The 12,488-nt window shown below is 60.6% G+C and carries 10 protein-coding genes; 8 read left to right on the top strand and 2 right to left on the bottom strand.

Annotation, left to right across the window (positions count from 1 at the left end; all coding sequences use genetic code 11):
• Positions 1-3: 3 nt before the first annotated feature.
• Complete coding sequence (locus tag NFR19_RS00730; RefSeq protein ID WP_251211865.1) at positions 4-4,155, bottom strand: VaFE repeat-containing surface-anchored protein; 4,152 nt, start codon at positions 4,153-4,155, stop codon at positions 4-6.
• Positions 4,156-4,440: 285 nt separating this feature from the next.
• Between NFR19_RS00730 and NFR19_RS00735 the strand changes: the two genes are divergently transcribed.
• The 7 genes from NFR19_RS00735 to NFR19_RS00765 all read left to right on the top strand — a co-directional run bounded on the left by NFR19_RS00735 (position 4,441) and on the right by NFR19_RS00765 (position 10,776).
• Complete coding sequence (locus NFR19_RS00735; RefSeq protein ID WP_251211866.1) at positions 4,441-5,550, top strand: site-2 protease family protein; 1,110 nt, start codon at positions 4,441-4,443, stop codon at positions 5,548-5,550.
• 16 nt (positions 5,551-5,566) lie between these two features.
• The gene (gene ispG, locus NFR19_RS00740) at positions 5,567-6,682 is read left to right on the top strand and encodes a flavodoxin-dependent (E)-4-hydroxy-3-methylbut-2-enyl-diphosphate synthase (RefSeq protein ID WP_285813418.1); all 1,116 of its coding nucleotides are present in this window, start codon (positions 5,567-5,569) and stop codon (positions 6,680-6,682) included.
• A 33-nt stretch (positions 6,683-6,715) separates the two neighbouring features.
• Positions 6,716-8,467 (top strand): proline--tRNA ligase, encoded by a 1,752-nt coding sequence (locus NFR19_RS00745; RefSeq protein ID WP_251211867.1) that lies wholly within the window; start codon positions 6,716-6,718, stop codon positions 8,465-8,467.
• Between the two features lie 158 nt (positions 8,468-8,625).
• On the top strand, positions 8,626-8,973 hold the full coding sequence (locus NFR19_RS00750; RefSeq protein WP_251211868.1) for a phasin family protein: 348 nt from the start codon (positions 8,626-8,628) through the stop codon (positions 8,971-8,973).
• Between the two features lie 42 nt (positions 8,974-9,015).
• Entirely contained in the window at positions 9,016-9,762 is a 747-nt protein-coding gene (rlmB, locus tag NFR19_RS00755; RefSeq protein WP_251211869.1) for a 23S rRNA (guanosine(2251)-2'-O)-methyltransferase RlmB, read from the top strand.
• Positions 9,763-9,819: 57 nt separating this feature from the next.
• Positions 9,820-10,170, top strand: a complete 351-nt coding sequence (locus NFR19_RS00760) for a thioredoxin family protein (protein WP_251211870.1) — start codon at positions 9,820-9,822, stop codon at positions 10,168-10,170.
• 57 nt (positions 10,171-10,227) lie between these two features.
• The gene (locus NFR19_RS00765; protein WP_251211871.1) at positions 10,228-10,776 is read left to right on the top strand and encodes an NYN domain-containing protein; all 549 of its coding nucleotides are present in this window, start codon (positions 10,228-10,230) and stop codon (positions 10,774-10,776) included.
• Here the strand turns inward: NFR19_RS00765 and NFR19_RS00770 are convergent.
• Positions 10,773-11,573: a type III pantothenate kinase gene (locus NFR19_RS00770; protein WP_251211872.1), complete on the bottom strand. Its 801-nt coding sequence runs from the start codon at positions 11,571-11,573 to the stop codon at positions 10,773-10,775. The two genes, NFR19_RS00765 and NFR19_RS00770, sit on opposite strands and share 4 nt — an antisense overlap.
• A 123-nt stretch (positions 11,574-11,696) precedes the next feature.
• On the opposite strand from NFR19_RS00770, the gene NFR19_RS00775 reads away from it, so the two are divergent.
• Positions 11,697-12,398, top strand: a complete 702-nt coding sequence (locus tag NFR19_RS00775) for a response regulator transcription factor (RefSeq protein ID WP_251211873.1) — start codon at positions 11,697-11,699, stop codon at positions 12,396-12,398.
• Positions 12,399-12,488 lie beyond the last annotated feature (90 nt).

Genomic DNA, 12,488 nt, shown 5'->3' on the forward strand with positions numbered 1-12,488 from the left:
TTGCTACCCTCGGCGCAGCGCACGTTGTACGCTTTGGTCCGCTTCTCGGTTACGACGGCGTATCTGCTGAATGCCGTAGAGCGATGCACCAAAGGCACCGAGCGCACCAAGGGCACCGAGCGCAATGCCGGGCGTGCCCGCATCGCCGGTTTTGTCGTATCCGGTGCCAGGTAAGCCCGTACCTTCGATGGATACGGTCTGCTCTGCGGCATTGAGGTCGGCATGCTGCGCCACCAAGACCTTTTCTGCGTGCCCGTCGGTGGTCTCCATATTGCGATACAGATATTCATACACCACGACCTGCTTGCCAGCTGCCCTGCTGGCATCGAAGGAGAACTCGACCGAGGTAGTGCCGTCCTCGGCGGCTGCAACGAACGAAGCGGTGGCAGTGACTTGCTTGTCACCGATGAGCAAGGGACTTGCGGTAGCGCGATCGTAGAGCACGCCCTCCAGCACGTACTCTTTGCCAGAGGTCAGGCCCTCGAAGGCGACTTCGTCTCGGATGCGGGCAGATGCGCTATTCAACAGCACTTGGTCGCCATCAGTCGCATCGCATGCTCGTGTTGCGATAGTGCCGATCACGAACGTGACGGTCTGGTCGGTGCTGGTAAGGTCCATCTCCTGGCTGACGACCGTATTGTCTTTGACGAGCATGACCATCGAAGTCGCTCTTGTGCCTTCGAGGCCGCGCGCATCAAAGCGGTATTCCAGCTCGGTGGAACCGGCAGTGCTCTCGGCGGTGAAGCTGTTCGTTGCCATTACCAGATGCTGAGTCAGATCGGGGTATTGGTTGAGCGCATCGCGGAGCGCGTCCCCATCGAAGTCGCGAGGCAGTTCGCGCTGATGGTCGAACAGTTCGCGCAGGTCAGCATCAGTCTTATCGGTATCCACCGCTTCGGATGCTTCAAGGAGGTGGCGCATGAGTTGGCTTGCGAGGGCGGCCTCGTCCGGTGCGCTCTCATCGTGATATTGAAGGATGGGAGCACCGCTTTCCGCGTTCACGAGCAGGCCGTAGACCGTGTAGGAACCGCCCGCGACCGCATCCGCATAGCTGATCTGGTCGATGAAAGCAGCTTCTGAGTCAGCGGGTATGTTTTTGGCAGCCGCGTCAGCGCCACCGAGCACGGTCCAGAGCTCTGCCGCGCGTACTGAGAAGCTCTGATCCTCATTGGAGGGGTCCTCGTCCTCGGCAACGAGGGTATCATTGCGATACAGCTTTTCATACACCACCAGGTCGCGTCCATCGCATGAAGACGAATCGAAATCGAAGCGCACCTGCGTTTGTCCGGTACTAGCATCAGGTGTGAACGTCGTATCCGCTCTGACCGCGCTTCCTGACTGGTCGAGCAGCGGCTCGACATCCCAAAACGGTGTCCCATCGCTGCCCACCGAGGCGCTCTTCACCATGAGGCTACCCTCTAAACGGTATTCCTTACCGGGAATCAAGTCAGTGTAGGAGATGGCATCCACCACCGTGGATGATCCATCAGAGGCCACCACATCGTCACCGTCAGCGAAGTCAGTCGCAACGGTGGCAATGCGAGGGGCGCAGACGGTCACGGTCTGGTTCTGGTCCGCGCTATCCTCGTGGGAGACGATCAGCTGTCCGTCTTTGAGTAAGCGCTCGAACACCACGACCCGTTTACCCGCATGTGCGGTGGTATCGCATGTGAAGGCTACCTCAACGGTGCCGTCTTCGTACTCGGGTACGAAGGGCATCTCAGTGCGGTAGGGTGTTCCCTGCGCATCGCACAGCGGTATGAACGCGGGCTCATCACTATCACCGGTATCCTCGTCGCTTTCGATCCACAAAGAGCCCTCCAAGGTGTATGCCTCACCAGCTATCAGGTTGCGATAGGTGACCCGATCGGTGATGGACGCTTCGGGATCGGCTGATACGAGCTTGTCGTCATCGGCTGTGTCAGATGCTGTGGTTCGCAGGATCTGCCCCTTGATGTGCACCGTTTGAGCATAATCGGCGGCATCTTTGTGCTCGGCCACCACAGCCCCCGTATCGCAGCGCACCAGTTCTTCGTAGACGGTCACGTCGCGATCTGCCTGCGCGCGCGAATCGAACGTGATCACTACCTCGGCATAGCCGTTCGGCTGTGTCGGCGTGAAGCGCGCATGCCCGGTGATGGCATCTCCGTTACTGTGGTGGAGCGCCTCACCGGTGAGCGCGTCGACGAGGGAGGCGCGCAGCTCATAAGCTGTGTTGCTCGTGGTGTCCAGATGAGCGTAGGAGACCCGGTCGATGATCGTGGTTTGCGGGTCGGCACCGATGCTCTTGCTGCCGCTTGTTCGTTCTCGGGCGGCCGTGGTGATGGACACTTCGGTAATGGCCTGATTGTCAAGGGTGCCTAGGTCAACAAGGTGGCCTTCGCGTTCGTCGATGGTCAGGCTTGGAATACGGATCAAAGCAAGTCCGGCGTTCGCCGCAACGGGTAGCTCTTCTATGGTGTAGGTCCCGTAGGGAAGGGCCCCTCTGGAATCGTCGACGCGCCCCTTTCCGAACCAAATACCGCAGGTTGCATCAAGCTTCGTCTCGTCTACCGTACCGTCAGCGCGTATGGCGCGATCGTTGGCGTTCGTGTTGCGGGAGTGTTGGTTCCAGGTGCTCTGGGTCGCTGCTTGGCCATTGGCGTCGGTTACGATGACATGGCTCTCTCCGGTCGTGTTGCAGGTGATGCGAAAAGGTACGCCAGCAAGTCTGTTCTGGTCGGATTCGCGCGCCTTGACGAGCTGCACGTCACCGCGATAGACCTGATCGGCTACGGTGGGAGCATGGTAGGAAACGGCCGTTTCGGCGCTTCCGTGAGCCGTCAGCTGTACGAGATGCACGCTGGTATCGCTCAGATGATAGCCGGTGGGCGCTTTTGTCTCTTGCACCAGTGCGGTGCCAAGCGGCAAAGCTGGTTTTCCGTCGCTGGTAAAGAAGAAGTCACCGTTTGACGATACGAGGTGACTTTCGTCCAAGCGGGCGCATCCGTGCTCATCGGTGCGCACCGTCCAGCTGCGCTGCGGCTGCCCGCTTGCCTCTGCTTGGGCTACGCTGGTGTAGTGCCCCGGGTAGAAGCGGACGGTGAACTGCGCGTCGGCGAGCGTAGCACCTCCCTGTCCGCGGCCTTCCCGCGTTTCGGTGTCGATCTTCGCCACGAGCATCTCGAGCGCGGCGCATTGGGGCGCATCGGCAACTGAACCGCCGTTCACGCGCGCGGTTTGCCCGCTTTCGACCGACACGGCATAGATGCGCTCGTCAAGGGCATAGCCGACAGGCGCCTTCGTCTCGCGCACGTAATAGATGCCGACGCCCAAATACCCCGAGGTCGCTTGTCCGTTCTCGTCAAGCTTCAGAGTGGCGGCAAGATTGGCACAGCCGCGATCGTGGTAGATCCCGTACTGGGCACCCTCAAGCGAATAGCAGGGGTTGTTGTCGGTCATGGTCGTGTTAGCCGAGCGCTTCGCGATGCTCACCCATCCACCAGGGACAAAGCTCAAGATCACTTGCCGGTCAGACCCGGTAGACATCTGGAAGCACCCGTTTCGGAAACCTTCAGGGACCTCCGAGCCACGCGTGAAGATAAGGTTTTGAGGCGTGCCGTAGTTGGGACCGTCCACCCAATATCCCAATACGTTTCTCCCGGCCCATTCGCGGAAATCCGCCGAGCAACCGCTGAGGGCGGCAGCGCCATCGCAGGCGTAGAAATCGGCCACGATGATATGGGTGAGCGCCAGGTAGCGATCTGCGGTCATAGCGGTGCCATCGAACCAGGTGCGTGGCCACATCGACGTGTCGAATCCAGGACCGCCGTAGCCGAACCAGAGCGCTGCGGCCACGGCGGAGGGATCGTAGGGGGTGCCACCAGGCGGGCAGGTGGGCGTGATGGGGTCTTTGCGGTAGGTGCCGCTGAGCGGCGTTGCCTTTGAAGGCTGTCCGCAGTAGGCGACGGTGCCCTCAACGCTCATGCGGTGCGTCTCGTAGCCGCCATAGGGCACCGATCCGCCTACATCGAGCTGCGCGTATCCTCCGGCATACGCCTCTTGGGCTCCAAGCGGTATCTTCGGTATCAGTCCGATGATGAGTGCTATCGCTATTCCTACCATCATCCACCAGCGCATGCGCGCTGCTGCTCGCGATACGTTTTGTTTTGCCACCGTGCGCTCCTATCCGCGAAACCAGCATTGCTCTGTATTGACTATAGCGATGCGCTCTGGCGCGGCGGATGCACGTCTGCTGCATGCGGTCGGCGTCGTTTCAGGCGCGTTTCGCATTGCTTGGCGTATGGCCCGTTGGCGTCTGCGGGCACGGATCCTGTGTGGAAACATTGGCGTTCTTGCGCAGAACTTGCATGAACCTGATACCGCTCTTGCGGTGATCCGGGACGATGCTTCACAATACCGCGCAAAGAACGTGAGCGCGTTTGATACGGAAAGCAGCATATGGACATTCTCTTCATGATCGTCTGTGCCATCTTCGTGATCGGTTTTCTGGTATTCATCCACGAAGGTGGCCACTACCTGGCGGCGCGCGTATTCGGCGTGCGCGTCACTGAATTCATGTTGGGCCTGCCAGGCCCCAGCATTGGCTTCAAGAAGGCGGGCACGCGCTTCGGGGTGACCGCAGTGCCGCTTGGCGGCTATGCGAAAGTGTGCGGCATGGAGATGGGCCCCATCTCCGAGCATGCCAAGGCCGTGCTTGCCTGCGTGTACGAACAGGGAACCGCATCGCTTCCCGATATTGCTCGGGCGTGCGATATCAGCGAAGAGGAAGCCCAAGATACGCTCGATCAGCTGGTGGAATGGGGCAGCGTAGAGGCCCCGCGCAAGCATGATGCAGCTGACCTCTACCGCACGCCAGCAGAAGAGCCCACACGCGCCCAGCGGCGCGTGGCTGCGCGGCTGTGCCGCCCGCTTTCCACCGAGAGCGCGGCCGGTACGCCCCGCGCGGTGCCCGATGCGCATGCGCTCTTCGAGCGCGAGTTGTCGCAACAGTATCGCAGCTTGCCGTTCTGGAAGCGCTCGGTCATCTTGCTGGCGGGCATCGCGGTGAATCTCGCCTTCGCTCTGGTGGCGTTCATCGTCATCTATTCGGTCATCGGCTTTGATGTGGCCGATCCCGAAACGGGCGCCATCACGCATCTGGTGGTCGGCCCCGACAGGGCCATCTTTGCCGGGTTCAGTTATATCGGCATGACCGTGCAAGCCATCATGGGGCTTTTCAACCCCGCAACTGCCGTTGAGACGGTATCCAACTCCACCAGCGTCATCGGCATAGCCGTCATGTCTGCCGATTACTTTGCCGCAGGGCTCGCCGAGGCCCTCTTCTTCATGGCGGTCATATCGGTGTCGCTCGGGCTCATGAACCTCATTCCTATTCCGCCGCTTGATGGCGGACGCTTCCTCATCGAGGTCATCCAAAAGCTGAGCCGCCGTCAGGTACCCGCGCGCGTGATGGGATACCTCTCGTTGGCTGGCATGGCTTTATTCATCGGCTTCTTCGTTATCATGTTGAACCAAGATGTACAGCGCTTCATCTTCGGAAATTGGTAGCAAAGGGAGGATGCGGATGAACAAGCCGCAGATGGCGAAGGAGCGGCCAGAGGCGCCGCAGATGCCAAGAACGATGACGCATCAGGTGATGGTGGGCAGGTCGGGCCATGGCGGCGTGGCGGTTGGTGGCGGTGCGCCGGTGTCGGTGCAATCGATGTTGAATGCGCCCGTCCACGATGTTGACGCTAACCTGCGTCAGATCGAGGCGCTGGCCGAAGTGGGCTGTGAGATCGTCCGCATGGCCATCCCCGAACGCACGGCGCTGCGCTCGTTCGCGCAGGTGTGCGCGCGCTCGCCCTTGCCCGTGGTCGCCGATGTCCACTTCGATGCGCACATCGCCCTTGAAGCGGCTTGGTCGGGCGCGGCGAAGCTGCGCATCAATCCCGGGAACATCGGCGGTCTGGCGAAGACCGACCAGGTGATCGATGCGGCGCGGGGCGCGGGCATTCCCATCCGCATCGGTGTGAACGCGGGTTCTCTGGACGCTTCCATCGCGGCGCGGCGCGACCTTACCCTGCCGCAGAAGCTAGCCGAATCAGCCGTTCAGTATGTGCGGTATTTTGAAGAGGATCGTGGCTTTCGCGATCTGGTGGTGTCAGCGAAGGCGCACGACGTGCCCGCCACCATTGCCACGTATCGCATCCTGAGCCAGCGTCTGCCGCACGTGCCACTGCACATCGGCATTACGGAGGCGGGCACGGTGATGCAGGGCACCATCAAATCGGCAGCAGGGTTAGGCGTGCTGCTCGAACAGGGCATTGGTGATACCATGCGCATCTCGTTGACCGACGACCCCACCCTCGAAGTGCGCGCCGCTTGGCAGTTGCTCGCAGCGCTTGACATGCGTCGTCGCACACCCGAGATGATCAGTTGCCCGACCTGCGGGCGCTGTCAGGTTGATATGATCCCCATTGCCAAGCAGGTAGAAGAGGCGCTTTCCCACGTTGCCAAGCCCATCAAGGTGGCCGTGATGGGTTGTGTGGTCAATGGGCCCGGTGAGGCAGCCGATGCCGATGTGGGGGTTGCTTGCGGTGCCGGTCAGGCGGCGCTGTTCCGTAATGGTAAAATCGTTGCCAAAGTTGACGAGAGCCGCATCGTTGACGCGCTCTTGGAAGAGGTCGAGAAGCTCTAAGGGGTCTCGGCCACAAGTTCTCAAGGAGACCTGATGACCGAGATACTGCGCTTGAAGAACCTCTACGTGCCTACCTTGAAAGAGGATCCGGCAGATGCCGATATTGCCAGTCATAAGCTGCTCTTGCGCGCTGGTATGATTCGCAAGACCGCCAGCGGCGTCTACACGTTCTTGCCGCTGGGCTACCGCGTGCTGCGCAAGGTGGAGGGCATCATACGCGATGAGATGGATGCCATTGGCGCGCAGGAGATCATGATGCCGGCGCTCCAGCCGGCCGAGCTTTGGCACGAGAGCGGGCGCTGGGACGATTATGGCCCTGAGCTCATGCGCCTGACCGACCGCCACCAGCATGGCTTTTGCTTAGGGCCCACCCACGAGGAACTGATCACGTCGCTCGTGCGCGACGAGTTGCGTTCGTACAAGCAGCTTCCCGTCTCGCTCTATCAGATACAGGTGAAGTTCCGCGATGAGATACGCCCGCGCTTCGGGCTCTTGCGCAGCCGCGAGTTCATCATGAAGGATGCGTATTCCTTCCACGACAGCCAGGAAAGCCTTCAGGAGACCTATGACGATATGTCGGGCGCCTATGGTCGCATTTGCGATCGGTGCGCGCTTACCTGGCGCGCGGTGGAGGCGGACAGCGGCCAGATCGGCGGCAGCGTGACCACGGAGTTCATGGCGCTGGCTGAGTCGGGCGAAGCGGAACTGGTGCATTGCAAGTGCGGTTATGCGGCCGATGCAGAGGCAGCCGAGTGCATCTGCCATGCTACGCTGCACAGAGTCGAGAAGATGGAAAAGATAAGCACGCCGGGCGTGCATACGATTGACGAGCTAGCCGCGTTCTTGGATATTCCGGCATCGTCTACGGTCAAGGCACTTTCCGGCATGAGCGGCGACGACGAGCTGGTCGTGCTGTTCGTGCCGGGCAACCACGAGCTCAACGATATCAAGGCCGATCGTGCTATTCCTGGGTTCAGGTTCTTGACCGATGACGAAATGATCTCATTCGGGCTGCACAAGGGGTCCATGGGTCCGGTGGGTCTGCCCGAAGGCGCCCGTATCGTGGCCGATCGCAATCTGCGCGGCGTGCCGCAATGGGTCGTGGGCGCCAACGAGGATGGCTATCACTATGTGGGCGCGCAACTGGGGATTGACTTCCAGGTGGACGAATGGGCCGACCTATGCACGACGGTGCCTGGGGATACCTGTCCTGAGTGCGGGTGCGCCTTGGAAGGTGCGCGCGGCATCGAGGTCAGCCAGGTGTTCCAGCTGGGTGACAAGTACTCGCGCACCATGAACGCCACCTATTTGGATAAGGATGGCAAGGAACAGTACTTCATCATGGGCTGCTACGGTGTTGGTGTGACCCGCACCTTGGCCGCGGTGGTCGAGCAGCACTTCGACGAGGATGGCATCATCTGGCCGCCTAGCGTGGCACCCGCGCATGTGTGCGTGCTGCCGCTGTCCGCAGACGATACCGTTATGAATGCGGCCAATGATGTAGCAGCGAAGATTTCCCGGATGGGTTTCGAAGTGGCCATTGACGACCGTGACGAGCGTGCTGGAGTGAAGTTCGCCGATGCGGACTTGATCGGGTGGCCGTTGCAGGTGATCGTGGGCAAGCGTGGCCTCGAGGCGGGCAAGGTGGAGTTGAAGCGCCGCCGCACCGGAGAGCGCCGCGAGGTCTCCCTGGACTATTTGGACGAGGTGATGACGTTCGTGACGCGCAAGATGAAGGCGATGCCGCAAGGTGGCACGAACCTGTTTGCCAGTCTCTTCGAGTAGCACGCTACAAAGCGCTCACGTAACTGGATCCCGTCAGCCCGCGGCCTGCGTTCAGGTGCGCGGGCTGACGTTTAGATGACACCTTCGGTCTGTCGTGCATCGCGCCTGCTCGGTGCGTCATCATGATGGCATGAGCACACGCAAGAAGGAGGCTACTCATGGCAACCATGAACGATCCGTTCCGCGAGATATTCCTTGCCGGTGTTGGCGCGCTGGCGCTTGGCGCTGAGAAGTCGAAGGAGATCGTCGATCAACTGGTCTCGAAAGGCCAGATCACGGTCGATCAGGGCAAGGAGATCGCGACCGACCTGCAACATCAAGCACACGAGAACACCGCACAGGTGCGCGATGAGGTGATCCGTGCATACCTTGGCTCGCTGAGCAAGGACGAGCGCGATGCGTTTGCGGCTCGCATCGCCGATATGGCAGCGCAGGTTGATGGCGATGAGGCGCTTCGTGACCAGGAAGCAACCGAGGTGCAAGAGAGCGCGAAGGCATCTTCCTAAGGTGACCAGCGGCGTTCGCGCGCATGCAGTATCATAGGGCGCATGACTGACTACATTGAAGGAAAACGCGCCGTTATCGAAGCGCTGCGCAGCGGGTGTCCTCTGCGCAGCGTTTTCGTGGCTGAGGGCATCCAGCGCGATGGGTTGGTAAAGGATATTCTGCGCAAATGCGATCAGCGCAGCGTACGCGTGAAGCAGGTCTCGCGTAAGCGCCTGGACGATATGGCGCACACCGACGCACACCAAGGCGTCATAGCTGAGACCGCTCCGTTTCCCTATCAAGGCGCAGGTGAGGTGCTGGCGCAGGCGGTGGAGGATGCGCGCACGCACGAACGCGCGCTCATCGTGGTGCTCGACCATATCACCGACGCGGGCAATTTGGGCGCTATCGCCCGCAGTGCGGAGTCGGTCGGTGCGAGCGGCATCGTGATACCCAACAAGCGCAGCGCGCATGTGACGGCTGCTACTTACAAAAGCTCTGCGGGGGCCATCTCCCATATTCCTCTTGCGCAAGTCTCTAATATCGCTGCGTTCATCGAGCGCACTAAGGAAGAGGGGTTTTGGGCGGTTGCCGCTACCGAGCATGCCGAAGAAACGCTGTGGGACACCGATCTTTCCGGGCGCATCGTGTTGGTCATGGGCAGCGAGCACGATGGCGTGTCGCGCTTGGTGCTCGAGACGTGCGATATGCATGCCTCCCTGCCTCAACAGGGACGCATCTCATCATTGAACGTGGCGCAGGCATCAACGGTGTTCATGTACGAATGGTTACGTCAGAATCGCCTCTGATGGTGAGGTGTGCTGCCAGCGTGTATTCAGATGAGCGCACCAAGAAGGAGCTTCGCGATGATCCATGAGATAACCGACGAGAACTTCCAAGCGGAGGTCGTGCAAAGCGAACTGCCCTGCGTGATCCAGTTCACCGCAGGATGGTGCACCATGTGCGACGAGATGGCGCCCGCGTTCGAGTCGCTTGCCGATACGTTCGAGGGGCAGGTGAAGTTCTGCCGCGTCAACACCGATGCGCAAAAGCAACTTCGCATCCGCTTCGCTGTGGCGGCGCTACCCTACCTCGTCTTCGTAGCCGATGGCATGAAGACGCCGCTGTTCGATCAGATCGTTTCCGCGCAGCGTTTGGAAGAGCGCATCCGATTCATGTTGGAGGGCGGCACAGCACCGAATACCAGGCCGGTGTAGCGCGCGCTCTGGTGTCGTGCACCCTGTTCGTGCGGCGCCTCACGTATAATCGCCTTCATGAAAACGCGAAGAAAACTCCTGATCGTTGATGGGTACAACGTGCTGCGCTCGGGGAGCAGGTACGCGCGCATCGTCTTGCCTGATTACACCGACGATACGTTCAACGTCGCGCGCGAGCGGCTGCTCAACGATGTGATCAACTACGCAGGTCGCGACACGCAGGCCATCATCGTCTTCGACGGTAAGGATAACGAGCACTCACGCGGTGAGGCGGAAACGGTGGGCGGCGTGCGCATCATATTCTCGCCCGCAGGGCAGATCGCCGATCGCGTGATCGAGAAGTTGGCCCACGACGCGCGCGAGCGCAACGTGGAGACGCTGGTGGTCACTTCGGATTCGACCATCCAAGACACCGTGTTCGGTGACGGGGTGGACCGCATGAGCGCCGAGGGTTTCTGCCAGGAGGTCGAGGCCACCATTGAGAATGCGGTCGCCGATGAGACGCCCCGCATCGCGCGCAAGAGCACCATTGCCGATCGCGTGAGCCCTGATGTATTAGCAAAGCTGAAGGAACTGCGGGATGGCGAGAGGCGCCCACCTCGCTAGGAGCGCCCACCTTGTGAAGAGCGCTCGTGCGTAGAACGAGCTTCTACGATCAGGCGGAGCCCTTCGAGCGTGAGGTCGGGGTTCACCTGATCGATCAGCTTGGAATGCTTGGCAATGAGCGGCGCGAGCCCGCCGGTGGCAACAACGGGCGCCCGGTAGCCAAGCTGGTCGAAGATGCGTTGCAGCAATCCATCTACCCGGTCAACCTCGCCGAGCACGATGCCTGCTTGCATGGCCTCTACCGTGTTCGTGCCGATCGCGTGATCGGGTGCTTCCAGGCTGATCGCTGGCAGTTTAGAGGCGTTGTTGAACAGCGTTTGCGCCGAGGTTTGCAGTCCTGGGGCGATGATGCCACCGATGAAGCGGCCCGCACTATCGATGACCTCGATGTTGGTGGCCGTGCCAAAATCGACCACGATGCAGGGAGCGCCGTACAGCGCCCGCATTGCTACCGAATCAGCCACGCGGTCTGCGCCGATCTCGGCTGGATCCGGGTAGTCTGCGCAGAACAGATCGCCTGCGGTCTGAGCGCTGCACACCACCATGTCCGCTCCGGCACCGTCTGCGGCGGCACGGCGCCATGCTTCGGTCAGCTGCGGTACCACCGATGAGAGCGCTGCGCGGTCGATATCCTGCAACCGCAGCCCGGCGCTCTCGAAGAGCGGGATCAGGCTCACACGCAGTTCATCGGCGGTGCTCGCGCGATTCGTAGCGATGCGCCACATGCTGACCAGATCGCTTCCCGCATACACCCCAATGAGGGTTTGCGTGTTCCCAACATCCACAGCAAGCAGCATGGTTCAGACCGTTCCTCTCGCTATCGCAGTGCATTTCCTTCGGTTATCCGTTAATATTAGCGCATGGCGAAACGTGCGCTTCTGAGAGGATGCGTACTGAAACAGTCGATGAAGGGGCCCATAATGAGCGATACCGCCAGCCGCATTCTTGTCGTTGATGACGAAGCTACTATTACTGATTTCGTAGGCTATGCCTTGAAGACCGAGGGGTATGCGGTCGATATCGCGAAAAACGGTGAGGACGCGCTGACGCTTGCTTCGCAGACCGATTACGATCTGTACATCTTGGATATCATGCTGCCTGGCATTGACGGTTACGAGCTGTGCCGCCGTTTGCGCTCGAACACCTCGGCGCCCGTGCTGTTCCTGTCTGCCCGCGACACCGAGCTTGACAAGGTGGTGGGTCTGGAGATCGGCGGCGACGATTATCTGAGCAAGCCCTTTGGCGTGCGCGAGCTGGTGGCCCGTGTGCGCGCGTTGCTGCGTCGCGGTGCAGGAGAGGTGGCTGGTGCTCATAACCAGGTGGTCGTCAGCGGCATCACGCTCGATGAGGACGCGCATACCGCAACAGGCAGCATCGGCGAGATCGATCTGACGCCACGCGAGTTCGAGTTGCTGGCGTCGCTGATGAAGAATGCGGGCAAGGTGGTGAGCCGCGAAGATCTGCTGCGCGATGCGTGGGGTTGGGAATACCTGACGGAAACCAAGACGGTGGATACGCACATCAAGCGCTTGCGCGACAAGATATCCGATGCTGGCTACGACTCGGGTTTGGTGGAGACGGTGCGCGGGTACGGGTATCGGTTCAAAGTGGTCAATGACTAATACATTCCGCTGGGCTTGACGCCCAGCAAAGCTATCTGCTTCATTCGCCCGCTTCTCGCTCTTTTCGCAAGGCGTGTACGGTAGAATCTT

Source organism: Adlercreutzia murintestinalis (genome assembly GCF_943192905.1).
Taxonomy (GTDB): domain Bacteria; phylum Actinomycetota; class Coriobacteriia; order Coriobacteriales; family Eggerthellaceae; genus Adlercreutzia_A; species Adlercreutzia_A murintestinalis.